Origin of the sequence: Consotaella aegiceratis (assembly GCF_036541425.1) — a bacterium.
Lineage (GTDB): Bacteria > Pseudomonadota > Alphaproteobacteria > Rhizobiales > Rhizobiaceae > Consotaella > Consotaella aegiceratis.
On sequence record NZ_JAZHFT010000016.1, the window covers coordinates 34,590 to 60,373 of the forward strand.

At 64.1% G+C, this 25,784-nt stretch carries 26 protein-coding genes; 17 read left to right on the forward strand and 9 right to left on the reverse strand.

Features of this window, described 5'->3' with window-relative positions; genetic code table 11:
- Positions 1 to 46 precede the first annotated feature (46 nt).
- Both SMD10_RS12590 and SMD10_RS12595 read right to left on the reverse strand, forming a co-directional pair.
- Positions 47 to 571, reverse strand: a complete 525-nt coding sequence (locus SMD10_RS12590) for an Hsp20/alpha crystallin family protein (RefSeq protein WP_331686046.1) — start codon at positions 569 to 571, stop codon at positions 47 to 49.
- 92 nt (positions 572 to 663) lie between these two features.
- Positions 664 to 1,143: an Hsp20 family protein gene (locus SMD10_RS12595; RefSeq protein ID WP_331686047.1), complete on the reverse strand. Its 480-nt coding sequence runs from the start codon at positions 1,141 to 1,143 to the stop codon at positions 664 to 666.
- A 275-nt stretch (positions 1,144 to 1,418) separates the two neighbouring features.
- Here SMD10_RS12595 and minC point away from each other — a divergent pair, with 275 nt between their 5' ends.
- The 4 genes from minC (at position 1,419) to SMD10_RS12615 (ending at position 3,876) form a co-directional block, all read left to right on the forward strand.
- Entirely contained in the window at positions 1,419 to 2,174 is a 756-nt protein-coding gene (gene minC, locus SMD10_RS12600) for a septum site-determining protein MinC (RefSeq protein ID WP_331686048.1), read from the forward strand.
- A 42-nt stretch (positions 2,175 to 2,216) separates the two neighbouring features.
- On the forward strand, positions 2,217 to 3,032 hold the full coding sequence (gene minD, locus SMD10_RS12605) for a septum site-determining protein MinD (protein ID WP_331686049.1): 816 nt from the start codon (positions 2,217 to 2,219) through the stop codon (positions 3,030 to 3,032).
- Complete coding sequence (minE, locus tag SMD10_RS12610; protein WP_331686050.1) at positions 3,029 to 3,292, forward strand: cell division topological specificity factor MinE; 264 nt, start codon at positions 3,029 to 3,031, stop codon at positions 3,290 to 3,292. The genes minD and minE overlap by 4 nt, the downstream gene beginning before the upstream one ends.
- A gap of 128 nt (positions 3,293 to 3,420) precedes the next feature.
- Entirely contained in the window at positions 3,421 to 3,876 is a 456-nt protein-coding gene (locus tag SMD10_RS12615; RefSeq protein WP_331686051.1) for a cell wall hydrolase, read from the forward strand.
- A 50-nt stretch (positions 3,877 to 3,926) separates the two neighbouring features.
- Here the strand turns inward: SMD10_RS12615 and SMD10_RS12620 are convergent, their stop codons facing one another.
- The gene (locus SMD10_RS12620; protein WP_331686052.1) at positions 3,927 to 4,826 is read right to left on the reverse strand and encodes a CehA/McbA family metallohydrolase; all 900 of its coding nucleotides are present in this window, start codon (positions 4,824 to 4,826) and stop codon (positions 3,927 to 3,929) included.
- A 215-nt stretch (positions 4,827 to 5,041) separates the two neighbouring features.
- Between SMD10_RS12620 and SMD10_RS12625 the strand changes: the two genes are divergently transcribed.
- The 5 genes from SMD10_RS12625 (at position 5,042) to rirA (ending at position 9,807) form a co-directional block, all read left to right on the forward strand.
- A complete protein-coding gene (locus SMD10_RS12625) occupies positions 5,042 to 6,157 on the forward strand; it encodes an ABC transporter substrate-binding protein (protein ID WP_331686053.1) in 1,116 nt (371 codons plus the stop codon).
- An 86-nt stretch (positions 6,158 to 6,243) separates the two neighbouring features.
- Positions 6,244 to 7,155, forward strand: a complete 912-nt coding sequence (locus SMD10_RS12630) for an ABC transporter permease (RefSeq protein ID WP_331686054.1) — start codon at positions 6,244 to 6,246, stop codon at positions 7,153 to 7,155.
- Entirely contained in the window at positions 7,152 to 7,976 is an 825-nt protein-coding gene (locus SMD10_RS12635; protein WP_331686055.1) for an ABC transporter permease, read from the forward strand. The genes SMD10_RS12630 and SMD10_RS12635 overlap by 4 nt, the downstream gene beginning before the upstream one ends.
- Positions 7,973 to 9,058, forward strand: a complete 1,086-nt coding sequence (locus SMD10_RS12640; RefSeq protein WP_331686056.1) for an ABC transporter ATP-binding protein — start codon at positions 7,973 to 7,975, stop codon at positions 9,056 to 9,058. Before SMD10_RS12635 ends, SMD10_RS12640 begins: the two co-directional genes overlap by 4 nt.
- A gap of 254 nt (positions 9,059 to 9,312) precedes the next feature.
- Positions 9,313 to 9,807, forward strand: a complete 495-nt coding sequence (gene rirA, locus SMD10_RS12645; protein WP_331686057.1) for an iron-responsive transcriptional regulator RirA — start codon at positions 9,313 to 9,315, stop codon at positions 9,805 to 9,807.
- 131 nt (positions 9,808 to 9,938) lie between these two features.
- Here the strand turns inward: rirA and SMD10_RS12650 are convergent, their stop codons facing one another.
- Positions 9,939 to 10,862 (reverse strand): sugar kinase, encoded by a 924-nt coding sequence (locus tag SMD10_RS12650; protein WP_331686058.1) that lies wholly within the window; start codon positions 10,860 to 10,862, stop codon positions 9,939 to 9,941.
- A gap of 234 nt (positions 10,863 to 11,096) precedes the next feature.
- On the opposite strand from SMD10_RS12650, the gene SMD10_RS12655 reads away from it, so the two are divergent.
- From SMD10_RS12655 to SMD10_RS12665, 3 genes are all read left to right on the forward strand, one after another.
- On the forward strand, positions 11,097 to 11,960 hold the full coding sequence (locus SMD10_RS12655; RefSeq protein WP_331686059.1) for a DMT family transporter: 864 nt from the start codon (positions 11,097 to 11,099) through the stop codon (positions 11,958 to 11,960).
- A 118-nt stretch (positions 11,961 to 12,078) separates the two neighbouring features.
- Positions 12,079 to 12,648 carry a hypothetical protein gene (locus SMD10_RS12660; RefSeq protein WP_331686060.1) on the forward strand — a complete coding sequence of 190 codons (570 nt, stop codon included), beginning with the start codon at positions 12,079 to 12,081 and terminating at the stop codon, positions 12,646 to 12,648.
- 94 nt (positions 12,649 to 12,742) lie between these two features.
- Entirely contained in the window at positions 12,743 to 13,213 is a 471-nt protein-coding gene (locus SMD10_RS12665; protein ID WP_331686061.1) for a Dps family protein, read from the forward strand.
- Between the two features lie 197 nt (positions 13,214 to 13,410).
- Here the strand turns inward: SMD10_RS12665 and SMD10_RS12670 are convergent, their stop codons facing one another.
- The 5 genes from SMD10_RS12670 to SMD10_RS12690 all read right to left on the reverse strand — a co-directional run bounded on the left by SMD10_RS12670 (position 13,411) and on the right by SMD10_RS12690 (position 19,891).
- Positions 13,411 to 14,610 carry an MFS transporter gene (locus SMD10_RS12670; RefSeq protein ID WP_331686062.1) on the reverse strand — a complete coding sequence of 400 codons (1,200 nt, stop codon included), beginning with the start codon at positions 14,608 to 14,610 and terminating at the stop codon, positions 13,411 to 13,413.
- Positions 14,611 to 14,886: 276 nt separating this feature from the next.
- Positions 14,887 to 15,159: a DUF1289 domain-containing protein gene (locus tag SMD10_RS12675; RefSeq protein ID WP_331686063.1), complete on the reverse strand. Its 273-nt coding sequence runs from the start codon at positions 15,157 to 15,159 to the stop codon at positions 14,887 to 14,889.
- A 210-nt stretch (positions 15,160 to 15,369) separates the two neighbouring features.
- The gene (locus SMD10_RS12680) at positions 15,370 to 15,939 is read right to left on the reverse strand and encodes a DNA-3-methyladenine glycosylase (RefSeq protein ID WP_331686064.1); all 570 of its coding nucleotides are present in this window, start codon (positions 15,937 to 15,939) and stop codon (positions 15,370 to 15,372) included.
- Between the two features lie 102 nt (positions 15,940 to 16,041).
- Positions 16,042 to 18,489: a putative bifunctional diguanylate cyclase/phosphodiesterase gene (locus tag SMD10_RS12685; protein ID WP_331686065.1), complete on the reverse strand. Its 2,448-nt coding sequence runs from the start codon at positions 18,487 to 18,489 to the stop codon at positions 16,042 to 16,044.
- Between the two features lie 331 nt (positions 18,490 to 18,820).
- Positions 18,821 to 19,891, reverse strand: a complete 1,071-nt coding sequence (locus SMD10_RS12690) for a DUF475 domain-containing protein (RefSeq protein ID WP_331686066.1) — start codon at positions 19,889 to 19,891, stop codon at positions 18,821 to 18,823.
- Positions 19,892 to 20,199: 308 nt separating this feature from the next.
- Here SMD10_RS12690 and SMD10_RS12695 point away from each other — a divergent pair, with 308 nt between their 5' ends.
- The 5 genes from SMD10_RS12695 to ccoN all read left to right on the forward strand — a co-directional run bounded on the left by SMD10_RS12695 (position 20,200) and on the right by ccoN (position 25,772).
- Positions 20,200 to 21,684 (forward strand): SulP family inorganic anion transporter, encoded by a 1,485-nt coding sequence (locus tag SMD10_RS12695; protein WP_331686067.1) that lies wholly within the window; start codon positions 20,200 to 20,202, stop codon positions 21,682 to 21,684.
- Positions 21,685 to 21,696: 12 nt separating this feature from the next.
- Positions 21,697 to 22,551, forward strand: a complete 855-nt coding sequence (locus SMD10_RS12700) for a universal stress protein (RefSeq protein WP_331686068.1) — start codon at positions 21,697 to 21,699, stop codon at positions 22,549 to 22,551.
- A gap of 93 nt (positions 22,552 to 22,644) precedes the next feature.
- Positions 22,645 to 23,211, forward strand: coding sequence for a helix-turn-helix domain-containing protein (locus tag SMD10_RS12705; RefSeq protein ID WP_331686069.1), 567 nt, complete (start codon positions 22,645 to 22,647; stop codon positions 23,209 to 23,211).
- Between the two features lie 5 nt (positions 23,212 to 23,216).
- Positions 23,217 to 23,768, forward strand: a complete 552-nt coding sequence (locus SMD10_RS12710; RefSeq protein WP_331686070.1) for a GNAT family N-acetyltransferase — start codon at positions 23,217 to 23,219, stop codon at positions 23,766 to 23,768.
- A 378-nt stretch (positions 23,769 to 24,146) separates the two neighbouring features.
- Positions 24,147 to 25,772: a cytochrome-c oxidase, cbb3-type subunit I gene (gene ccoN, locus SMD10_RS12715; RefSeq protein WP_331686071.1), complete on the forward strand. Its 1,626-nt coding sequence runs from the start codon at positions 24,147 to 24,149 to the stop codon at positions 25,770 to 25,772.
- Positions 25,773 to 25,784: the final 12 nt, after the last annotated feature.

Sequence of the window (25,784 nt, forward strand, 5' to 3'; positions counted from 1 at the left end):
ACCATGTCGTTCATGCGGAAAAAAGACTCTGGAGCGACACCGCGATTCAACGCGAATGCAGCTCGCTCTGGCCGTTGATCGGGATCCGCTTGGTGCGGGCGCGCGCCTTTTCGGTCTTCGGCAGAACGACCGTCAGCACGCCGTTCTTGAAGGAGGCCTGGACGGTCTCTTCCTCGACATCGTCGCCGAGCGGGATCCGGCGCTCGAAATGCCCGAAATAGCGCTCGGAGAATTGGCGCTCCTTGTCCTCGATTTCCGACTTCTTCTCGCCGCGCAGCGTCAGGACGCCGTCGTCGAGCAGCACTTCGACATCCTTCTCGTCCAGCCCCGGCATCTCGGCCGTCACCTTGACTTCCTTGTCGGTCTCGGAGACTTCGACGCTCGGCCAGCCTTGCGCGAAGGCGGGGCGGTCGAGCGCAAGCGGATTGCCGAAATTCCGGAAGGCGTCGTCGAACAGCCGGTTCATCTCGCGGTGAAGCGCAAGGAACGGGCTTTCGTTCAGCGTGCCATAGGGCGGCTGCGGCGTCAGCTTGTCGCTGCGTGTCCACGGAATGAGATCGCGTACGTTCATGGTCAACCTCCTCGATTCTGAATGAGCGTGATCATCGGGCGCCGGCCGGATGCCAGCGCCCACATCTGTCTCGATGTTCGCCGCTGCGGCGATCAGGCAGCGTCGCTCTGGACGCCGTCGGCCTGCCGTTCTCCGGCGATCGCCGGGGTCTCGGCACTGATCGCGATCTGCCGTGGCTTCATCGCCTCGGGCACTTCGCGCACCAGGTCGATGGTCAGGAGACCGTCGGCCAGCGAGGCGTTCACGATCTTCACATGATCGGCCAGGCTGAAGCGACGTTCGAAGGAGCGGCCGGCGATACTGCGGTGGAGATACTGGCCCGGCTCTTCGCTGCCCGGTTTGCGACCGGCGACGATCAGGAGATTGGGCTGGTAGGTGAGATCGAGATCATCCGTCGTGAACCCGGCCACGGCGAGCACGATGCGATAGGCATCCTCGCCGGTCTTTTCGATGTCGTAGGGTGGCCAGGAATCGATCGGCTGTGCGCCGGCGGTGTTTTCGAGAAGATCGAACACACGATCGAAGCCGACGCTCGATCGGAACAGGGGAGAAAAATCAAGGTTGGTCCTCATAACCACATCCTCCAATGAGCAACATGGATACGAAGGGCGCCAAAGAGCGGGCGCCCTTTGACATCCGGTCCGCAAGGGCAACCGGAGCACCAAAAATATGGGCGCCGGGACCTGTCGATTCAAGAGCTGTCACAGGTTCGCAACGGGGTGGAGCGAGGCGTGCCGCGGCATGCCTGTAGAGGCCTCACTCCAGCGTCGGGCAAGCCCGGAGGAGTTAGTTAATGCGCAGTTAACCGAACCAACACGGGTTGGTCGGCAATCAGCGATTGGCAAATATGACAGAAGCCTCAGCCTCCCCCAACGCGGTGCGCCTGCGCGGCCGGTCGTTCCTTGCCCTGGTCCTGTCGCCCGAGCTGCCGTTCGGTCCGTGGCTCGACCAGCTCGACGATCTGGCGCGGCGTTCGACGGGGTTCTTCCTGAGCCGTCCGATCGTCCTCGACGTCACCGGACTGAAGCTCACCCGCGACGATCTGGCGGGGCTGATCGAGGATCTGAAGACGCGCGGCGTCCGGATCATGGGAATCGAAGGCGCCAAGTCCTCGCTGCTCGGCCCCGGCATGCCCCCGGAAATGCGCGGCGGCCGTCCGGCGGGCGACATCGAGGTGCCGGAAACGCCGGTCGCCGCTGCCGTTCCGGCGGCAAAAAAGTCCGCCGAATCGCAGCAGGAGCCGGTTCAGGTGGAGCGGCGCATGCCCGGCGCGACGCCGTCGCTGATCGTCGAGGAACCGGTGCGCTCCGGCCAGTCAATCATGTTTCCCGAGGGCGATGTGACGGTACTTGGTTCGGTCGCCTCGGGCGCCGAGATCATCGCCGGAGGCTCGATTCACATCTACGGCGCGCTGCGTGGGCGCGTCATGGCGGGCTCGGCGGGGCATCCCGACGCGCGCATCTTCTGCCGCAAGCTCGAAGCCGAACTGATCGCCATCGACGGCCTTTACAAGACCGCTGACGACATGGGCCAGCATCTTCGCGGCCAGGCCGTGCAGGTCTGGCTGGAAGGCGACGTCATCAAGACGGCGCCTTTGAACTGAACACCACGGTCTGAAACACGCACCTGGAAGGAATAACGAGTAATGGCAAAAGTACTGGTCGTCACATCGGGCAAGGGAGGGGTCGGCAAGACCACTTCGACGGCCGCCTTGGGTGCCGCGCTGGCGCAGACAGGGCAGAACGTGTGCGTGGTCGATTTTGACGTCGGTCTGCGCAACCTCGACCTCGTCATGGGAGCCGAGCGGCGCGTGGTCTACGACCTCATCAACGTGGTGCAAGGCGATGCCAAGCTGGCGCAGGCGCTGATCCGCGACAAGCGTGTCGATACGCTGTCGCTGCTGCCGGCTTCCCAGACCCGCGACAAGGACAATCTGACGCCGGAAGGTGTCGAGCGTGTCATCAACGAGATGCGCAGCAAGTTCGACTGGATCATCTGCGACAGCCCGGCGGGCATCGAGCGCGGCGCGACGCTTGCCATGCGTCATGCCGACGTTGCCGTGGTTGTGACCAATCCGGAGGTGTCGTCGGTACGCGATTCCGACCGCATGATCGGCCTTCTGGACGCCAAGACGGCGCGCGCCGAACGCGGCGAGCGCATCGAAAAGCATCTGCTGCTCACCCGTTACGATCCGCAGCGCGCCGACCGCGGCGACATGCTGAAGGTCGACGACGTGCTCGAGATCCTGTCGATCCCGCTGCTCGGCATCATTCCCGAGAGCGTCGACGTGCTGCGCGCCTCCAATCTGGGCACACCGGTCACCATCAACGACACGTCGAGCGCCCCGGCGCGCGCCTACAGCGACGCGGCACGGCGGCTGATGGGCGAGACGCTGCCGATGACCATCCCGGAAGAAAGAAGGGGCCTGTTCGGCAAACTCTTCCAGCGGAGGGCCGCATGACGATGTTCAGCTTCTTCAACCGCAGAACCACGGCGCCGGCTGCCCGCGAGCGGCTTCAGGTGCTCTTGGCGCACGAGCGCGCCGTCATCGGCCAGACCGATCTGGTGGCGATCCTGCGCGAGGAGATCCTCGGTGTCATCGCCAAGCACGTGCCGGTCGACCGCGATAAGGTGCAGGTCAAGATGGACCGGGGCGACGTGGTCTCGACGTTGGCCGTCGATATCGAGATCCCCGGCATGGCGGCGGTCGCCGATCACTGACCGGATGGCCGCAACGAAAACGAGGATGCCGTTGGCGCCGGTCATGACAATCGGCGGACGGCGTTCAGGAATCCGTAAACCATAGGCGCCATGATCCCCTCCGGTCCGTTTGGACTTCGGAGGCGATCATGGCTCTGCATTCCTTTCGCCGGAATGCCCTCATTCTTGCTCTTGTCGTATTAGCTGGCTTGGCCGGCTGCGCGTCGCTGCGCGTCGGCTCGCGCCTTTCCTCGCGCGACTGCATGGCCCGTGTCATGTATTTCGAGTCGAACCGGTCGAGCGACGAGGGCATGATCGCCGTCGGCACGGTGGTGATGAACCGCGTCGATTCGCCCGATTTTCCCAATTCCGTCTGCGCGGTGGTGGGACAAAAGAATCAGTTCGCACCCGGGGTGCTGACCCGGTCGATGGAGGTGGGCAAGGAGCGCGCCTACCGGAATGCCGACCGGGTTCTGAAGGGCGCGCGCCACGCCCAGGTCGGGTCGTCCGAGTTCTTCCACACCGCCGGCCTCAAATTTCCCTACGAGAACATGTTCTACATGGCGGTCGCCGGCGGTAACGCCTTCTACGTGAAGCTGCGCTGAGGCCGGCGGCGCGACGGCGCATCCCCGTCGTCTATGCTTAAGATTCGCGCTTAGAGCCAGATCGGGTTGGACCAGGCGCGGTTGCCGGCCGCGTCGGCGACAACGATGCGCAGCCAGTCGCCGCGAAAGGCTTCGAGCGGCAATTCTCCGCGCGTCATCTGCTCTCCGGCGACGCATTCGGCGCGACAGCCTCGTCCGACGAGCGAATAGACGCAGGCAGGCGTGGACCGGATGATCGCTTGGCCGTCGTCCAGGGCGATGTCGTGGATTTCCGGTCCCTGCGACGCGTAGTAGCGGCCGGCCTTCATCGCGTCGAGGATCAGGTCCGGTTCGTTGGCCTCGGCCTTCAGCATCATCCAGCCGCCGAAATGATCCGGGATCTTGAAGTGTGCGTCGTCGGCGGCATAGCCGGAGAGGCGGTAGCCCTCGTTGAGCAACTGGTCCAGCAGCGCGTTGCCGTCGCCTCGTCCGCACTCCACCTCGCAGCCGGTGTTGTAGATCTCCACCGCATGGGCGATGCCGGCCATGGAGCGGCCGTCCTCGACGGTCAGCGACGACCATTGAGGGTGCGCGATGGCGAGAAAGGCGCCGGCCTCGACGGCACGGCGCGCCAGACCCACCGCATCCTCGTCGGCACCGGTCGCAGCGAAGTCCATCGGCAGGCCGACGGCGACCAGATGCCAGATGTCGCCGTGGCTGTTCTGGGGCGCATGCAGCTCGGCGCCCGGCAGAGTGGTCAACCGGTTCGTGCGGAAAGACGTCGTGTCGGTGACCGGGAAGCCGAACCGCTCCAGGAAGTGATCCGAGAGGCAGAGAAAGTCGTAGCCGGCGTTTTCGTAGCGGCGGCATACGGTTTCCGGCGGCAGCGCGCCATCCGATCGGTCCGAATGCGTGTGGATGTTGCCGCGCAGAAATCGGCCTGGCGCGGTGAAGGCTTCGAGTCCGGTCATCGGGTACCCTTTTAGATTTTAGCCTCGCTTACGACCGCTCGATTGCGCCCGGATGACAGCCGGCAGAATTCTGCAACCGGCGCCCGGCAGCGCCATCCCGAGTGGCGACACGCAAGTGTCATCGAGCGGTGATACCCGACCCTTCGGTTCCCAACGGACGCCTTGGCTTTCGTTTCTGTCGGTTCGTCCCTGCGAGGGGCATGAAAGGGTCTACGATGAAAACCACGCTCACCCGCATCACCGCGCTGGCGGTGACGCTGTCGCTATCGACCAGTCTGGCCGCCGCCCAGGCATCCGATGCCAATCCGTCGATGGACGATCTGGTGGCCGCGGCCAAGGAAGAGGGTCAGCTGACCACGATCGCGCTGCCGCACGACTGGTGCAACTACGAGGGCGTGATCGAGGGCTTCAAGGCCAAGTACGGCCTCACGGTCAACGAGCTCAATCCCAATGCCGGCTCGGGCGACGAGATCGAGGCGATCAAGGCGAACAAGGGCAACACCGGCCCGCAGGCGCCCGACGTCATCGACGTCGGCCTGTCCTTCGGTCCCGCCGCCGCCAAGGATGGCCTGCTGATGCCCTACAAGGTTGCCACCTGGGACGACATTCCGGATGAGGTCAAGGACCCGGATGGTGCCTGGTACGGCGACTATTACGGCGTGCTCGGAATCGGCGCGAATCTCGATCTGGTGGACGCGACGCCGCAGAGCTTCGAGGATCTGCAGAAGTCCGACTACGTGAACGCCGTGGCCCTTCCGGGCGACCCGCGCACCGGCAACAGCGCCATCATGTCGATCTATGCCGCAGGTGTAGCCGGCGGCGCCAAGACCGGCGAAGAGGCCGCCGCCAAGGGCCTCGAGTTCTTCAGGACGCTGAACGATGCGGGCAATTTCGTCCCGGTGACGGGCGACGCCTCGACCTTCGCGCAGGGCACCACGCCGGTGCTGCTGAACTGGGACTATCTGCTCCTGTCCATGCGCGACACGCTGAACGGCAATCCGCCGGTCGAGATCGTGGTACCGGAAGACGGCGTCGTCGCCGGCGTCTACGTGCAGGCGATCAGCGCCTATGCGCCGCATCCGAACGCCGCCAAGCTCTGGATGGAATACCTCTATTCCGACGAGGGCCAGATCGAATGGCTGAAGGGCTACTGCCATCCGATCCGCTTCAACGCGATGGCCAAGGCCGACAGCATTCCGCAGGACCTGCTCGACAAGCTTCCGCCGGCGAAGGCCTATGAAAAGGCAGTCTTCCCGAGCATCGAGGACCAGGATGCGGCCAAGGTGGCGATCGCGGAGCAGTGGACCGGCGTCATCGGCGGCGTCGAATAATCACCGCCCTCCGGCAGGGCCAGCGCCGGGACCGGACCGGCGCCGATCATCTGCCCACGACCTCCATCCGCTCGAAACGAGGTGCCATGGCCTCGACCGCCACAGCGCTCGACGACACCCGAATCCTCGCCAACCAGGGAGGCGCGCTCTCGCGCCGGCTGGGATGGGCGTGGGTCGGGGTCGTGCCGTTCTTCGCCTTCGCGCTGCTCTTTCTGATCGGGCCGACGCTCTATCTGGTCGTCGGCGCGTTCCAGACCGCGGATGGCACCTATACGCTGGCCAACATCGCCGCCCTGGCATCGCCGCAGATCGCGGCGGCCTATCGCCTGTCGATCGAGGTCAGCCTGGTCTCTGCACTGATGGGCACGATCACAGGGTTCCTGCTCGCCTATGCCATCGTCCATGGCGGGTTGCCGCGCTGGATCCGGCCATCGATCGTTACCTTCTCTGGTGTGGCATCCAATTTCGCCGGCATTCCGCTCGCCTTCGCCTTCATCGCGACGCTCGGCCGTCTCGGGATGGTGACGCTGTTCCTGCGCCATACCTTCGGCATCAACATCTACGCCCTGGGCTTCAACCTGTTGTCATTCTGGGGGCTGACGCTCACCTATCTCTATTTCCAGCTGCCACTGATGGTTTTGATTATCACGCCGGCCATCGACGGGCTGAAGGCCGAATGGCGCGAGGCGGCGCAGATCTTGGGTGCGTCGCGATGGCACTATTGGCGGCTGGTGGCGCTGCCGGTCCTGGCGCCGTCGATCCTCGGCTGCTTTCTGCTGCTCTTCGCCAACGCCTTCGGCACCATCGCGACGGCCTATGCCCTGACCGGTTCGCAGCTGAACATCGTGCCGATCCTGTTGTTCGCGCAGATTCGGGGCAACGTTCTCTACGATCCCAATCTCGGCTATGCGCTGGCCTTCGGGATGATCGTGGTCACCGGGCTGTCCAACGTCCTCTATCTGGTGCTGCGCGCCCGGGCCGAGCGGTGGCAACGATGAAGCCCTCGCGCATCGCGCCTGCCGTCATCGTGGTTCTCGGAGCGTTGTATTTCCTGCTGCCGCTCGTCGCCACCTTCCAGTTCTCTCTATCGATGCTGCGCGGTGTCTGGAGCTTCGAGGCCTATCGCGTCGTCTTCAACGATCCGCGCTTCGTCTCCAGCGTCATGTTCTCGGTGGTCGTCGCGCTTGCCACGATCGCCCTCGGCGCGCTTCTGGTGGTGCCGACGGCCTATTGGGTGCGGCTGAAGTTCCCGCGGTTGCGGCCGGTGGTCGAGTTCGTGACCCTGCTGCCGCTGGTGATCCCGCCGATCGTCCTCGTGTTCGGCTACATGCGGTTCTACAACTCGTCGTCGCTGCTGCCGCTGACGGCGAGCGTGTCGGGAACCAACGTCCTGCTGGTGCTCGGCTACGTCGCCCTGTCGCTGCCCTACATGTTTCGCGCTGTCGACACCGGCATGGCGGCGATCGATCTGCGCACGCTGACGGAAGCCGGCGAAAGCCTCGGCGCCAGTCGCAGGGCGATCCTGACGCGAGTGATCTTTCCCAATGTTCACGCGTCCATCCTGTCCGGCGCCTTTCTGACCTTCGCCATCGTCATGGGCGAGTTCGTGCTGGCGAGCTTGCTGAACCGTCCGACTTTCGGACCGTATCTCTCACAGATCGGCCAGGATCGGGCCTACGAGCCCTCGGCTCTGGCGACGATGGCGTTCGCCTTCACCTGGCTTTGCATGGGATTGATGCAGGTCTTCGCCGGTCGCAAGCCCGGCGGTCGGCGCGCCATGCGGACCCTGATACCCTTTCCGAGGCGGGCAGCACGATGAGCTATCTGACGATTTCCGGCGTGTCGAAAAGCTTCGGTCCGCATGTGGTGGTCTGCGATTTCGACCTTGCGGTCGATCGGGGCGAGCTCATCTCGCTGCTCGGCCCTTCGGGATGCGGCAAGACCACCATGCTGCGCATGGTCGCCGGGTTTGAAACGCCCTCGGCGGGTCGGATCGTCATCGACGGCGAGGATGTCACCGACCGGCCCGCGAACCGTCGCGCCATCGGCATGGTGTTCCAGTCCTACGCGCTGTTTCCCAACCTTTCGGTGGCCGAGAACGTCGCCTTCGGCTTGAGGGTCGGCGGCCAGGCCAAGCGGGAGGTCGCGCGCCGCGTCGAGGAAATGCTGGTTTTGATCGGCCTGCCGCACCTGGGCGGCCGCTACCCTTATCAGCTCTCAGGCGGACAACAGCAGCGGGTGGCCTTGGCCCGCGCGCTGGCGCCCAGTCCGCGCGTGCTGCTTCTCGACGAACCGCTGTCAGCGCTCGACGCCAAGATCCGCGTGTCGTTGCGCGAGGAAATCCGCGCGCTGCAGCGTGAACTCGGCATCACCACGATCTTCGTGACGCACGATCAGGAAGAGGCGCTATCGATGTCGGACCGGATCGTGGTGATGAGCGACGGCCGGGCGGAGCAGGTCGGCACGCCGTTCGAGATCTACAACCATCCACGATCCCGTTTCGTCGCTTCGTTCGTCGGCACGCTGAGCACGCTGGAGGGCAGGAGCGCGGGCGAGGGGAGGGCCGTCTTCGACGGCCAGGAGATCGAATTGCCGAGACCTGCTGCCGTGGAGGCGGCGGGCTCGCTGACGGTCGCACTGCGGCCCGAATCGATCAGCCTCTCGCCGCGTCCGGAGGCAACCAACCAGCTGTCGGGCACCATCGCGGAGGTCAATTTTCTGGGCTCGGTGGTGCGCATTCGGCTGCGCATCGGCGACAACACGCTGCTGTTCGATACGTTCAACAGCCCCGCGTCCCCGCCGCCGCCGCGCGGTGCCCGGACGACCGTGCATTTCGCTCCGGCCGACTTGCGGGTGCTCGATGGCGGCGAGCCCGCGGTCGAGGCCGAAGCCGCCGAATAATAGGCCTCGGCGGGCATGCGCGAGATGTTCCCGGCTTGACGTGACCGTGTCGGAATCCCTTTTATCGCGCGGCGCCGAACGCTCGCCGCGATCAAGGTTCGAGATGCGGCCGATCCGGTACTTCGACCATAAAGTGCTCTCTGGTCATTTGGAGGGCGCCCTTCAAACCTGAGCGACGGGCTCTTAAAAATCCTTGGAATCTTTCTAAATCTATGCTTCCTACGGCTAAGCCCGCGTCATGAGGAGGCAATGCTATGCGCCTGACCCGCCAAACGAATTATGCGATTCGCATCCTGATGTACTGCGCGGCCAACGGCGAGGGGAGGCTCAGCCGGGTGGGCGAGATCGCCAGCGCCTATTCCGTTTCCGAGCTTTTCCTGTTCAAGATTTTGCAGCCTTTGGTTGAGGCGGGATTCGTGGAAACCGTTCGCGGCCGCAATGGCGGCATTCGCCTGGGACGCGCTGCGACCGACATCACCTTGAAGGAGGTGGTCGAGGTTACGGAAGAGAATTTCGCGCTCGCCGAGTGCTTCGAGACCGGTGCGATCGATTGCCCGCTGATCGACAGTTGCGCGCTCAACTCCGCGCTGCGCCACGCGCTCAACGCCTTCCTGTCTGCGCTCGACAGCTACACCATCCAGAATCTGGTGAAAGAGCGCGGATCGGTGCGCGCCCGTTTGGGGCTGGAAGGTCCGGACGTTCCCGGCGCGGCCGCTGCGGTTCGCGGCGCCATGCTGGCCGCCGGATAATCGATGCCGGCAAGCGCCGGCTCGGATCGACGGAAACGAAAAAAGGGCGCCTGCTGCGATTGCGGGCGCCCTTTTATTTCATCCCCAAACCGGAATCGGTCAGGTCGAGCCGAGGGACGGCGAGCGTTCGCTTACAGTTCGACGAGCGCGCCGTAATGGCCGACGACCTTACCGGCCAGGGTGTGACCGGCCGCCGCCGCCTCGGCGGGCGTCTTGCCGGCCAACCGGGCGGCGATATAGGCGGCGTTGAAGGAATCGCCGGCGGCCGTAGTGTCGACCAGATCGGCCACCTTTTGGGCGGGGACGCTCTGACGTCCGTCGTCGGTGACGATGCAGGCCGGTTCGGCGCCGTCCTTGACCACCACTTCGGCAACGCCGAGCGCGCGATAGCGGTCGGCCGTGGCGTCCGGCGAGGCATCGCCGAAGGCCACCGCCTCGTCCGAAAAGCTGGGCAGACACAGGCTACTAGCCGCGGCCGCGATTTCGACGGCCCGGCACATCGTCGCGGTGTCCGGCCACAGACGTGGCCTGAGATTGGGATCGAAGGCCACCATCTTGCCGGAGCGGCGAACTTCGTCGAGCCGCGAGACCAGGCGCTGGCGGGCATCCTCGGCCAGAATGGCGAGCGTGATGCCGGAGAAATAGAAGGCGTCGCCGGCGGCCAGCACCGCGTCGAGCGCCTGCTCGTCGTCGGCCAGGGTCTTGGCGGCGCTGGTATCGCGCCAATAGGAGAAGCTGCGCTCGCCGTTGTCGAGGGTGATCAGATAGAGCCCCGGCATGCGCCCTGGAATGCGCCGGACGAATTGGGTCTCGATTCCGGCTGCGTCCATGAAGCGCAGCATCTCGTCCGAGGTCGGGTCGTCGCCCACGGCGGTGAAATAGGACATGCGCCAGTCGGCGGGAAGCGCGCGACCGAGATACCAGGCGGTGTTGAAAGTGTCGCCGGCAAAGCCCTTGCGCAGAAGCCCGCCTGGCGCCGACGAAAGCTCCACCATGCACTCGCCGATCGCTACGATGCGGTGCTCGGCACTTGCGGTGCGGTTCTGGTCGCTCATTCAGTTTCTCCGGTTGATCGCGGCTGCGCCCGCCCTTTCAGCACGCGACCGCGACACATGGCGCGGCCCTTATCATAATCGGGGCGTGACGGTCGAGGTCTTCTAGTATACGAGTTGGGGTGACCTTGGAGCAGAGACATCTCGTCGCCGGATGCGATGTACGGTCCATGGCGTCGTCGTAACCTTCTGACCACTGCTCGCGGCGGCCTGCCGGCAGAGCCGGACTGTCTTGCCGTGATTTCAAATTCGAGCGTCATCAAAGGGATCGCCTTCATTCTGGCGGCAGGGCTCCTGATCGCGTCGATGGACGGATTTGGCAAGGCGTTGACGGGCGAACTTCCCGTCCTGCAGGTCGTCTGGGCGCGCTATTTCTTCCACACCGTGGTGATGACGGCCATTCTGCTGCGAACGAGCGGCACGAATTTCCTGCGGACCCGGCGCCCGGTGCTGCAGCTAACGCGTGGCGGCCTGCTCATCGTGGTCACCGTGCTGATCTATACGGCCATGCCGCATATCTCGCTGGCCGACGCCACGGCGATCCAGTTTTTCGCGCCGGTGCTGGTGACAGTTCTGTCGGTGTTCTTTCTCGGCGAACGGATCGGACTGCATCGTATCGTCGCGGTGATCGCCGGTTTCGTCGGCGTTCTGATGATCGTTCAGCCGGGCTTCGGCGAGACCAATCCTTATCTGCTGCTGCCTCTCGTGGCGGCCTTGGCGTTGGCCGGCTACTTCATGATGACGCGCAAGCTTTCCGGGACGGAAGAAGCCGATTCGACGCTGTTCAACACGACGGCCGCCGGCGCCGTCGTGTTGACGCTCGTGGTGCCCCTGGTGTGGGAGACGCCGTCGCTGCCCATGCTGGGCCAGATGGTCGCGCTCGGCACCTTCGGCGCGCTCGGGCATGCCTGCCTGGTGCGGGGCTTCGCCCAGGCACCGGCCTCGGTGCTGTCGCCCTTCCTCTACAGCCAGGTGCTGTTCGCCACGCTTTATACGGTCGTGCTGTTCGGCGATCCGCTGCGCCCCTCGCTGATCGCGGGAACCGGGCTGCTGGTCGCCAGTGGTCTCTACATCTGGTGGCGGGAGCGGCGGCTCGGCTGAGCTCCGGCGTTCCAGCGACCGGGGAAGACCGTGTCGACGCCCGCATGATCTGAATCAACGGCAGCGCTGCGCGGCTGCGGTAATGACAAATTGTCGCACCGGTCTACCGGTGGCGGACTTGCAGATCGCAGCCAAACTGCTAACAATGTTGACCATGATGATCCGGTTTAAATGCCGGACGGGAATGCGGGCAGGACTTGATATGGCGACACAGGTTCAGCGAGTGGAAGCTTGGCAGGCCGACGGCACGGTCGTCGCTTTCCCGTGTCAGACCGCGGCTGCGCTGGGTCAGGTGTCCCGGCGGACCGACGTTCATTCGCTGACGGACGAGGAACGTGACGAACTCAACCGACTGCGCTGGATGGTCATGAAGAGCCGTCTGGCGCCGAAGCCGGATCTTGAGCGCGCCTGCTTTCTTCTGGCTGGCGAACCGGAAGCTTCGCTCGATCGTTTCGCCGTTGCGTTCTTTCGTGGACTGGAATGCCATGCCCGCCGCCGGATGAATTTCTATCGACCGGGTGCCGAGACGGTTTCCGACGACGAATCCTGGCTGTTGCGACTGCTGGCCGCGTGGCGCTCGAACGACGAAGTCGGTGCTGGAGCGTTGATCGGCTGGCGCGTAAAATCAGAAGGCCGGCGGTGGATGCGATTTCTCTCGGCCGGGCTGGTGCGCGGTTTGGGCAGTTAACCGTTCCACGGCTATTGAAGCCGGCCGTCGCACGTACTAGTTTGGAATTATTCTAAGCTCAAAGATCGAGCGTTCGGTAGGATAGGAGAGCCATATGGGACTGATTGCAGCGAAGATTGATCCGACGGCCAAGGAAGAACTGGTCGAAGGGCTGACTCAGGCGTTGGCGGATGTCGCCGTGGCGACGACCAAGGCTCAGAGTTTCCACTGGAACGTCACCGGCATGGCCTTCGGGCCGCTGCATGAGCTGTTCCAGAAGATCTACGAGGATCATTTCGAGGCGCAGGATACGGTTGCCGAGCGTATCAAGGCGCTCGATGCGCATGCCGAAGGCCGCTATTCCAAGTTCCTCGAGCGCAGCTCGATCGAGGAGCACGACGGTCATGCAACCGATCGCGAGATGCTCGAGATGCTGATCGCCGATCAGGAGACGCTGTCGGCGACTTTCACGGCGTTGGCCGAGGTCTCGGACCGTCATGGCGACTGGGGCACCAACGACATGGCAACGGGCCGCATCCAGGACCACGACAAGTTCGCCTGGATTCTGCGCAGCCATCTGGCCTGATCACTCTCGGGCCGGCCGGTGCCGGCGCAGCCAGCTTGATTTGACCGACGGCAGGGATCGATGATCTCTGCCGTCGGCGTATATGTGGTATTGAGTTCAGGGCGACATGCGTTCCGGCTCGGCCGCCTGTAGCGCTTTTCTCTCTTTTGCCGCACTGATGCGGATCCGGAAAGCTCGAAGCCTTCAGGACCCGTTCCTCAGATTGTGACCTGCCGCCGCGGCAGCGGCCCGAAGGCCATCGCGATCAGGACGGAGCCGAGGCCGAGACCGAAGCTCGCCAGGTAGAGGGCGCCGTAGCCTCCGGTGGTGTCGAAGAGCCAACCGCCGAGGACCGGGCCGGTGGCCATGCCGAGACTTCCGGCCATGGCCGTGCCTCCCATCATCGTGCCCATGATCCGCATCGGAAAGGTTTCGCGTATCAGCACCGCGTAGAGCGGCATGATGCCGGCGTAGATAAATCCGAAGACGGCTGCCGCCGCATAGAACTGGGAGAGGTCGCGGGCGAAGAAATAGCCGAGCGCGCCGAAAGCCTGGGCGAGAAGCCCCAGCACGAGAATGCGCTTGGCGCCGAACCGGTCGCCCATAAGGCCGAAGCCGATACGCCCGCCCATGCCCGCCAGTCCCTCGACCGAATAGATGGATACCGCCATCAGGGGTGGGATGCCGCAGATTTCGGCGTAGCTGACCGTGTGGAAGATCGGTCCGGAATGGGTGGCGCAGCAGAAGAAATTGGCCAGGATCAGGACGACGAAGGGAAGCGAGGCCAGAGCTTCGCGAACCGTCATGCCGTCGGATGGCAAGGTTTGGCCGGCGGCGGGTGTGGCCGCGTGCTGTGGTGGAGAGCGCAGCAGAAGCGAACAGGGAACGGTGGTCGCTGCCACGATCGCGGCCAGGATCGACAGCGTCGAGCGCCAATCGTAGGTTTCCACCAGTCGTGCAGCGAGAGGCGACATCGTCACGGGCGCTAGGCCAATGCCGGCTGAAACCAGAGAGACGGCCAGGCTTCGCCGGGTCGTGAACCACCCCATCACCGTTGCCATCATCGGGGCGAAGAAGGCGGCGACGGCGCCACCGGCCAGAAGCCCGAAGAGCAGCTGAAACGAAAGAAGCGTCGGCGCATGGCCAGCAAGCCAGAGGCTCGATGCGAAAAGGCAGGCGCCGCTGAGCACGACGGGCCGCGCGCCAAAACGATCCGATAGCGCTCCCCACAGCATCGACGTCACCGCCATGGCCAGGAAGCCGATGGTCATGGCGCCGGAGATTCCGGTGCGCGACCAGCCGGTGGCTTCCGCCATCGGAGTGAGAAGCACCGGCAGGGAGAAGAGCGCGCCCATTGCCACGCAGCTCATGAAGGCGCCGGCCGCTACGATGACCCAACGATAAGATCGGTCTGCCACGATGGTCCCTCCAGCCAAATAGTCACGGCAGGCCATCTCCGCTCAGCGTCGGCCACCAACCAGATAAGTTGATATCAACTTAATGCGAGGTCGGCAAGCTCGTTTCGAGCGTCCGGCGCGGGGCCAACGCGCTGTCGGCAACCGTATGGCGCGCAATGCCATCCGGCCGGCTTGGGCGGGTTTGGCGCCGCGCATCCGCTGGCATGTTCCGATCCGCGTGTCCGCTGGATTTTATGCGCTCGCGCTTGGCCCGCATCCGAACTCGGATGTGCGGTCCTAGGCGGGCTCTTCCAGCTTATCCAGGGGGCAGGGAACGCCCTTTTTCTCGCATTTGCGCCGATAGGCGGTCGCGAAGAAAGCGTAGCCGCCTTGTTCGCTCCACCGCTCCAGCAGCATCTGGAAGAAGGCCTTCTTGTCGGCTTTGTCGGAGAGATGGCTGAAGGCCCTCTTCTCATCCTTGGTCATGCCGCAACCGACGCAGCGCCCCTTGCGCTTGTATTTGCACACATCGATGCAAGGCGAGGGGGCATTGGCCCATGTCTTTACCAAGGCGGGTCTCCAAACACACGGTTACGGTCGTCGGCAACCGCCGCCGAGTAGGGAGCCGGTCGCCAATCCAACCATTTCGGATCGCTCGAGCAAGTTTCAAGCCGCAACGCGGCAATCCGGCGAATGTGCCGATGTGTAACGGCCGTTCGCCAACGTGCCTGACCGGGCGGCGATCGAGTCGGCACTCCTGTGATGACTCTGCTGTAAGCGTCAGGGCCGGGCAAAGGGCCGGCTGAGATAGCGCGATCCGGCAAGGCCGTAGCGCCAGGTGGTCTCCACGCCGCGCGTGATGCCGATGCGTTGGCCGATGACGACCTCCCCGAGATGACCGTCGCCGGCCAGTTGGAAGGGCGGCTCGTCGAGCGGCAGCCCGTTGAAGCCGAGATCGATGCCCAATGCCTGGCATAGCCGGCCCGGGCCGGTGCAGAGCTTGCGCGCGTCATCGAGCCCGCGGCGCTGCTGCATTCGGTCGAGCCCGTACAGAGGCTCCAGCGCCCGGATCAGAACGGCGCTGCCGACCCCCTCGGGCTCGCAGACGGCGTTGAGGCACCAATGGATGCCATAGGAGCGATAGACGTAGGCCCGGCCGGCGGGGCCGAACATGACCCCGTTGCGGGCCGTCGGCCCGATGAAGCTGTGCGAGGCCGGGTCGTCCTGATCGTAGGCCTCCGTTTCGGTAATCCGGCCGCCGACACCATCGACGGTCAGGATCGTGCCGATCAGGTCATGCGCGACCTCGGCAGCGGGACGATCGAAAAAGCCGATGGAAAGGGGTTGCACGTAGGGAGCCCGGGACCGGAAATTGTACGAAGTCCTGCCCGATAGCATCGATCGAGCAGCACGGCGACCCGATCCCGCCAACCCATCCTCGGTCGCGGCGACCTAGGCGCGCAGCGATGCCGGCCGACTCTCCGTCGCGGTGTCCTGAAGCCGCGCCGCGACCTCAAACAGAACATTCGGAAGTTCAGAGGCCGGGCGGGGTGGGCTGAAATAGTAGCCTTGGACCTCGGTGCAGCCTTCGCTGCGCAGGATTTCCAGCTGCTCCGCGGTCTCCACGCCTTCGGCGATGACCGCCATGTTCATGGCGCAGCTCAAGCCCATGACCGCCCGCACGATGGCGAGGTTGCCGGGATCCTCCAGGTCGCGAACGAAGGCCTGGTCGATCTTGATCTTGTCCAGGGGGAAGCGGCGAAGATAGCTGAGCGACGAATAGCCGGTGCCGAAATCGTCCATGGCGATCTGGATGCCCAGGGCCCGGAAGCCCTCCAGTGCCGTGCGCACCGCATTGGTGTCCTGCAGGAACAGCGACTCGGTCACCTCGATCTCCAGCCGTTCGGGTGCCAGGCCGGCCGCTTCGAGGGCCGCCGCTACGTTGTCGACTAGCGTCTTCTTGCGGAATTGCAGGGGGGACAGGTTGATCGCGACCTTGATGTCGTTCGGCCAGGTGGCCGCCTGCGTGGTTGCGGTCTTGATGACCCATGCGCCGATGGTATCGATCAGCCCCACCTCCTCGGCGATCGGCACGAAATCGGCGGGCGAGACGTAGCCCTTTTCCGGATGGCGCCAGCGCAGCAACGCCTCGAATCCGGAGATATCTCCGCGCGCCACGTCGATGAAGGGCTGGTAGAACAGCTCGAACTCGCCGCGATTGAGGGCGTTGCGCAGGTCGAGTTCCATGCGCCGGCGCTCCTGCACCTTTTCGTCGAGTTCCGCCTCGAAGAAGCGGCAGGCGTTGCCGCCCTCCTTTTTGGCCTGGTAGAGCGCGACGTCGCAGTTCTTGGTCAGCACGTCGGCCGCACGCGAGGGATCGGGCTGGGTGATGCCGCGCCCGGTGCCGATGCCGATGCTGATGCCGATCGTCACTTCGTGGCCGTCGAGTTCGAACGGCTGCGCGAGCGCGTCGACGAGACGCCCGGCGAGTTGCCGGGCGGTGTCGGGCTGGCGTTGGGCGCGCTGGATGATGGCGAACTCGTCGCCGCCGATCCGGGCCAGCAGATCGGTCTTGCGGAGGCAGCGCCGGATGCGTTGCGCGACCTGCAGAAGAAGCGCGTCGCCGGCGGGATGGCCCATCGTATCGTTGACCGCCTTGAAGCGGTCGAGGTCGAGACTGAGGACGGCGATCTTGGAGCGCTGCTCGAGGGGCGCCAGGGCCTCTTCGAGCTGCTCTCGATAGCGGAAACGGTTCGGCAATTCGGTGAGGACGTCGTGGCGCGCCATATGCGCCAGCCGCGCCTCGGCCTGATGACGTTCCGTGATGTCCTCCAGCGTGGCGACCCAACCACCGCCTTCGATCTCCTGGCGGACGACCTCAATGATGCGGCCGTCGGACAGCTCGTGCGAAAAGACCGGCTCGGGGCTCGGCTCGAGCAGCTGTTTTATGGTGTCGTCCAGCTGGATGTCGCGCAGCGGAACGCCCAGGCGCGGCATGCCGAACATCTGGGCGAAACGACGGTTGACGATCGCCAGCCGACCCGCCGTGTCGAACATGCACAACCCTTGCGTCATGTTGTTGAGCGCGGCGTCGAAGCGGGCGTTCTGGACCGAAAGCTGGCAAGTGTAGTTGGTTTCCTGCTCGGCCATGTACGTTTCGATGCGACCGATGTCCGAGGCGATCTTCTTCTGCATGGCGTCGAGGGCGCGCATCAGCTCGGCGGCTTCGCCGCCGCCACTCGGCTCGACAGCGTTCTGCAGATTGCCATTGGCGATCGACGAGGCGAGGTCGATGGCGCGGCGCAGGGGCGGGACGACCGCACGGAACAGCACCAGCGTGGTACCGAGACCGATGAGCACGGCAATGGCGATGCCGATGCGGACCCGCTCCATCAGCGTGTCCGTCTGTAGTTCCAGCCGGCGACGAAGCTGTGCGCCCTCTTCCGTCAGCACGGACAGGCTCGTGGAAATCTCGCCGTCGATCGCTTCCAGCTCGCTCTCGATCGCCGTCCCGTTCAGCGCGGCACGACCTCTCCGCAGCCGCTGGAGCCAATCCTCGATCCGCTGAATGCGTTCGGCCGCCACCGTCGAATGTGCGCTTCTCGCTGCTGTGGCGAACGCTTCGACGGTTCCGCGCAGACTGGTCGCCAATTCGTCGACCGCCTGGCGTCGTACCTCGGAGGACTGTCCCTGCGCTGTCGCGCGGTCGTAGCGGGCGATCGCCGCTCTCAAAGAATTCTGGGCGGTGCTGATCTCGCCGACCGCCGTAAGGGTCTCGTCATAGGCCGCATATCCACCGGAGGCGATCCGGCTGTTGAGAATATGGGCGAATCCGCCGAGAGCAACGGCCACCAGCGTCAAGGTGAGACCACCGGCCAGAAGCTTCATTCGGATGGACATGAGCGGGCTTCTCTCTCTGGTTTTCTTGTTCGCTCACGGATGACAGAGACCTTGCTGCGCGATCGTCCGCCAAATATCGCGCCAGCGTCGGCGAGATCTTCTCTTTGGTCAGTTCGGCGGGTCGGCTCATCACTCCTTGTCGGCGGTTGATCCACGCGACCCATGGCCAACCGATGCGGAGGATTGCACCGAATCTTTAAAATGCCGTTCAGCTTACTAGGCCGAGTGCCGACCGCTTATTTTGATCGGCATTCGTCAGGCTCCGGCGAGCAATGAGAGAACATGACTTGGCAACCGGCAACGCGGCCGCTGGAGCGGTCGAGCGCGAGCGCTAGCCGTTGGAGATTTTCGCCGGCTGGTCGTCGCCGCAGGCGGCGCATTGGCGGTTGTAGCGGATCGAGGAGAAGAGTGCCAAAACGATCAGCACGGCGCCTACGAGGCCGGTCATGACCTCGGGAATCTCGAGCATCGTCTGGGCGTACATGATTACCGCCAGGACCAGGATGGCGTAGAAGGCGCCATGCTCGAGAAAGCGGTATTCGCCGAGAGTCTTCTTTTCCACGAGCATGATGGTCAGCGAGCGCACGTAGAAGGCGCCGATGCCAAGGCCGATCGCGATGACGAAGAGATTGGTCGACAGCGCAAAAGCGCCGATCACGCCGTCGAAGGAAAAGCTCGCATCGAGCATTTCCAGATAGAGGAAGGCGCCGAGCCCGCCCCGATGGACGGCGTCCATCCGGCTCTGGGAAGCATCGAGCAACCGCCCGATGGCCTCCACGGCCAGAAAGGTCAGCAGTCCATAGATGGCCGAAAAGGCAAAGGTTGAAGCCCGTCCTTCCGGAAGGAAGTGGCAGAAGAGGAGAACCAGTGCCAGCACGACACCGACCTCGATGCCCTTCAGCGAGGCGCAACGCACCAAGCGCCGTTCGAGCGCGGCGATCCAGTGGACCTCCTTGTTGGCGTCGAAGAAGTATTCGAGACCGACCATCATCAGGAACGTGCCGCCGAAGGCATCGATCGCGATCCGCGAGCCATGCATGATATGGGCGTACTGGTCCGGGTGGTAGATGGCCAACTGGAGGGCGGCGAAGGGATTGATGTGGGCCGCCACGGCCACGATGACGAGCGGGAAAATGATCCGCATGCCGAAGACGGCGATCAGGATGCCCCAGGTCAGAAACCGGCGCTGCCATTTCGGCGTCATCTCTTCCAGCACAGTGGCGTTGATGATCGCGTTGTCGAAGGACAGCGAGATTTCCAGGATGGCCAGAACCCCGCAGATGACGAAGACGGATGCCGCCCCGCGCCAGGTTCCGGTGGTCTCGAAGCCCAGCCAGGCCGCCATGGCCAAGCCGACGACGGTAAAAAAGGCTGCCCAGTAGAAGTAGCGGAAATTGCGCATACGAGAACGTCTTTTGCGAGAAAAAGCGTCGATGGACGGAGCCTTCACTGGCATGTGATGATCGGCAGCGCCCAGTGCAATCCCCGCTGCCACGAAATGCCGGCGAATGCGACGATCCGGCTCCGCGCCGGATGCGCTCCGCAGAGGTTGATTTCGAATAGACGACCGGAAATAAGGTCAAGGGTCCGGAATCGTCGCCGCGAGCGGCGCCTCAGACGTTTTCGTTCCGGCCAATCCTTGTCGTTTGTCCGTCGCCGTCCCGGCGCTCCTGTCGGGATCTCATCACGTTGCTATCGAATGGATACTGCATGAATTTGACGTCGCATCTGAGGGAAGAGTGGTTCGGCACCGTCCGCAACGATATCCTGGCGGGGTTGGTGGTGGCCCTGGCCTTGATCCCGGAAGCGATCGCCTTCTCGATCATCGCGGGCGTCGATCCCAAGATCGGTCTCTATGCCTCGTTTTCGATCGCCGTGCTGACAGCCTTCTTCGGCGGCCGGCCCGGAATGATCTCGGCCGCGACCGCCGCGACCGCCGTTCTGATGGTGACGCTGGTGCGCGATCATGGGCTGCAATACCTCTTTGCCGCCACCATCCTGGCCGGCCTGATCCAGGTCCTGGCCGGTATGCTGCGGCTCGGTGAAGCGATGCGCTTCGTTTCGCGTTCGGTGATGACCGGCTTCGTCAATGCGCTGGCGATCCTGATCTTCCTCGCCCAGCTGCCGGAACTGATCGGCGTGCCCTGGATGACTTACGTCTTCGTGGCGATGGGACTGGCGATCATCTATCTCGTGCCGCGGCTGACCACCGCCGTGCCGTCGCCGCTGATCGCCATTCTGGTGCTGACGGCGCTTTCGCTCGTCTTTCCCGTCGATTTGCGCACGGTCGGGGACATGGGCGAGTTGCCGGACAGCCTGCCGGTGTTCCTGCTGCCCGACGTGCCGCTGAATGTGACGACCTTCATGATCATCCTGCCCTATTCCGCCGGCATCGCCGTCGTCGGCCTTCTGGAATCGCTGATGACGGCCTCCTTGATCGATGATCTGACCGATACCGGCAGCAACAAGAACCGCGAGTGCGTCGGGCAGGGCATCGCCAATTTCGCCACCGGCTTTCTCGGCGGCATGGCGGGGTGCGCGATGATCGGCCAGTCGATGATCAACGTGAAGTCGGGCGGCCGCGGCCGCCTGTCGACCTTCTGCGCGGGCATTTTCCTGCTCTTTTTAATCGTCGTCCTCGGCGACTGGGTGGCGATCATTCCGATGCCAGCGCTGGTCGCGGTGATGATCATGGTCTCGATCGGAACCTTTTCGTGGGATTCGATCGCCAAGCTGCGCACCAATCCGCGGCGCTCCAGCCTGGTGATGCTGGCGACCGTCGTTACCGTCGTGTGGACGCACAATCTGGCGATCGGCGTCCTTGTCGGCGTGCTGCTCTCCGGTATCTTCTTCGCGTGGAAGGTGTCTCAGCTGTTCGGTGTGGCCTCGACGCTTTCCGAAGACGGGTCGGAACGGACCTATGTCGTTCTGGGGCAGGTGTTCTTCGCCTCGGCGGATCGGTTCGCGAGCGCCTTCGACTTCAGGGAGGGGCTGGATCGGGTCGTCATCGACGTGAGCCAGGCTCACATCTGGGACCTTACGGGTGTGGCGGCGCTTGATCGGGCAGTATTGAAATTTCGTCGCGAAGGCGCCGAAGTCCGGATACTCGGTTTAAACGAGGCGAGTGCTACACTCGTCGACAAGTTGGCAGTTCACGATAAACCCGAAGCCCTCGATCTGGCTTCGGTGCACTGACGGGAGGCGGCAATGACCAAGATCCTGGTTTGTATCGACGGATCGGAATATTCCAAGAGCGTCTGTGATTATGCGGCTTGGGCGGCCAAGGCGCTGTCGGCCGACGTTCTCCTATTTCACGTTCTCGGCCACGAGGCTTCGAGCGCGCCGGTCAATCTCAGCGGCAACCTCGATGTGGGCGAGCGCGAGAGCTTGCTCGCCGAACTGGCTCAACTCGACGAGCAGAACGCCAAATTGGCCCAGAAACGCGGCCGTATGCTGCTGGAGGAGGCCACGGCACGCCTCAAGGAAGCCGGGGTCAAGGGCGCGATCACCATCCGGTTGCGCCATGGCGACGTCGCCGAGACGGTGAACGAGACCGAGGAATTCACCGACCTGGTCCTGGTCGGCAAGCGCGGTGAGGGCGCCGATTTCGCCAAGGGCCACCTCGGGTCGAATCTGGAAAGGGTGATTCGCGGCAGCGACAAGCCGGTTCTGGTGACGTCGCGAGCTTTTCGGCCGGTTCGCAAGGCTCTGATCGCCTTCGACGGCGGCGCAAGCGTCATGAAGGCCATCGACTATGTCGCCAGCCAGCCGCTCCTGAAGGGTGTCGCCTGCGAACTGGTGATGGCCGGAACCGGCAGCAGCGCCGACCGGACGCATATGGACGAGGCGCTCGGCCAATTGAAGCAGGCCGGCCTCGATGCCTCGAAGGTCGTGCTGCCCGGCGAGCCGGAGAAGGTGATCACGGCCCGGATCGAATCGGAATCGATCGATCTCCTGATCATGGGCGCCTACGGCCACGGTCGGTTGCGCAGTTTCTTCATCGGCAGCACGACGAGCGAAATGGTGCGCACCTGCAAGGTTCCGGTCCTGCTGTTCCGCTAGGTCGGCTAGGTCGGCTACCCGACTCGACGAGAGCGCCGGCACGGTTTCCCGTGCCGGCTTGTCTTTAATCCATCCATCTCATAAAAGAGACGAATGGATCATTTGATGGACGATGCCGGGTCGGCTATCGCCCGGCGCATCAGGCTGGAGCGTGAGGCGAGGGGCTGGTCGCTGGCTGAGCTCGCACAGCGATCGGGGGTCTCCAAGTCCGCGATCAGCAAGATCGAGCGCGGCGAGACGAGCCCGACCGCCATCGTTCTGGTGCGCCTCGCCACCGCCTTCGACCTGACGCTCGCCGGTCTGCTGATCCGCGCCGAGAGCGATGGCAGCCGCCTGTCACGCTCCGCCGACCAGCCGACATGGCGGGATCCCGCCACCGGCTATGAGCGGCGGCAGGTCTTTGCCCGGGCCGACCATCCGATCGAGATGGCGGAGATCAGCCTTCCTGCCGGGCAGAGTGTGACGTTGCCGGCCTCGTCCTACGCCGCGATCCGGCAGATCGTTCGGGTAACCGTCGGGCGGCTGACGATCATCGAGCCGACCGACCGGCATGAACTCGGACCTGGAGACTGCCTGGGCTTCGGTCCGCCCTCGGACGTGACGTTCGCCAACGAAACCGCAGCCGCCTGTTCCTATGTCGTCGTTCTGGTTCGGAGATGAAGCCGATGTCGGTAAAGGTCGAAGCCCTGTCCGACGACCCACCAGTCTGCGCGGCCCTGGCCGAACTGTTGATCGAGACCGTGGCGGGCGGGGGCTCGGTCAGCTTCATGCATCCCTTGGCCATGGCGCCTGCGGAGGCCTTCTGGGCTGCCGCTCTGGCATCGGCAGGGCGCGGCGAGCGCGTCGTGCTTGGCGCCTTTGCCGGAGAGGATCTCGTGGGCACCGTCAGCCTGCTCCTCGATCTGCCGCCCAACCAGCCGCATCGCGCCGAAATCGCCAAGCTGATGACCCGAAAGGCCTATCGCGGACAAGGCGTCGGCACCGCCTTGATGCGGGCGGCCGAGGCTCTGGCGATAGAGCGCGAGCGATCCTTGCTGGTGCTCGACACCGCTGGAGAGGAGGGGGCCGCGCCGTTCTACGAGCGGTTGGGCTATACCCGGGCCGGCGAGATCCCGGATTTTGCCCTGAAGCCCCACGGCGGGCTGACCAGCACGATCCTGTTTTGGAAGCGGCTTCCGGTCCGGGCGAAGGCGGGCCGGGAATCTCGAAACCCTTGACGCCGGCCACGTCGGCTGGCTTGGCGACCGACGAAATTCGTCGTGGTGAACGACGCCGTCCGGGCACGGCGCTCTCGTTTTAACGGAGGCGGAAGCGGTCCAATGCTCCGAACCCGGATAGGGCGGTGTGTGTCCTGCGAACGCCTTTTCCAGTGGGCGTTTCGCGCATAAGCTGCGGCAAAGTGTCCCAAGTCGATTCGACGCTGGCGTGACGGGCGGGCTGCCCCCATGATCGCCCTCGCCGAATCGGTGTTATGCGGGTGGCGCCTTGATCGTGGTCAATGTTGGGCGGGCTGCGATCAATTATCGCGGAAGCTCTTAAATTGGAGCGATTCCAGATTATCAGCCTGTCCGCCGGATCTAGGAGGGGTTCAGCCAATGAAATTCGCGACGGAAACGATCGTCGTCGCGGTCGTCGCTTTCCTGGCATTGCTGGGAGCGGCGTTCGCAGCCGACGAGGCGTTTAGGGTGCACTCTTATGTGCTGTTTGCCGTCATGGCGATTGCCGCCATTGTTCTCATCCGGCGGGTGGAAGCCGTTCCGAGCGGTGCCAAATACACCATCTTCGGAGCGAGCGACGACGGCTTCTATCTTGACGGTGTCATCCGTGCCGGCGCGATCGCGACCGTGTTCTGGGGCGTCGTCGGCTTTCTCGTCGGTGCCCTGATCGCCTCGCAGCTCGCCTGGCCGGTCCTCAACGTCGAGCCCTACTTGAACTTCGGGCGGCTGCGTCCGCTGCACACGTCGGCGGTGATCTTCGCCTTCGGCGGCAACGCGCTGTTGGCCACCTCCTTCTATGTCGTGCAGCGCACCTGCCGGGCCCGCCTGTTCGGCGGCAATCTCGCCTGGTGGGTGTTCTGGGGCTATCAGCTCTTTATCGTGCTGGCGGCCACCGGCTACGTCCTCGGCATCACCGAGGGGCGCGAATATGCCGAGCCCGAATGGTATGTCGACCTGTGGTTGACGCTGGTCTGGGTCGCCTATCTGGTGGTCTATCTCGGCACGATCGTGAAGCGCCGTGAGCCGCACATCTACGTGGCGAACTGGTTCTACCTGTCGTTCATCGTCACCATCGCGATGCTGCACGTCGTCAACAACCTGTCGATGCCGGTCAGCTTCCTCGGGGCAAAGAGCTATTCCGCCTTCTCGGGCGTCCAGGACGCTCTTACCCAGTGGTGGTACGGCCACAATGCGGTGGGCTTCTTCCTGACGGCCGGCTTCCTCGGCATGATGTACTATTTCATCCCGAAGCAGGCGAACCGTCCGGTCTATTCCTACCGGCTGTCGATCGTGCACTTCTGGTCTCTGATCTTCCTCTATATCTGGGCCGGCCCGCACCACCTGCACTACACCGCGCTTCCCGACTGGGCGCAGACGCTCGGCATGGTGTTCTCTGTCATGCTGTGGATGCCCTCCTGGGGCGGCATGATCAACGGCCTGATGACGCTGTCAGGCGCGTGGGACAAGCTGCGCACCGACCCGATCATCCGCATGATGGTGATCGCTGTCGCGTTCTACGGCATGTCGACCTTCGAAGGGCCGATGATGTCGGTGAAGGCCGTCAATTCGCTCAGCCACTACACCGACTGGACCATCGGCCACGTGCATTCCGGTGCGCTCGGCTGGGTCGGCATGATCTCCTTCGGCGCGATCTACTACCTGGTGCCGCGGCTGTGGGAGCGGAACCGTCTGTACAGTCTGCGTCTGGTCAACTGGCACTTCTGGCTGGCCACCATCGGCATCGTCATCTACGCGGCGTCGATGTGGGTGTCGGGCATCATGCAGGGCCTGATGTGGCGCGAGTACGACGACCAGGGCTTCCTGGTGTACTCCTTCGCCGAGACCACGGCCGCCATGCATCCCTACTACGTCATGCGTCTCCTCGGCGGTCTGATGTACCTCACGGGCAGTCTGGTGATGGCCTACAACATCATCCAGACCATCCGCGGCGTCGAACGTACCGAAATCCCCATGGGCGAGACTGCCCTGCAGCCGGCCGAGTAGGGAGAGCACGAT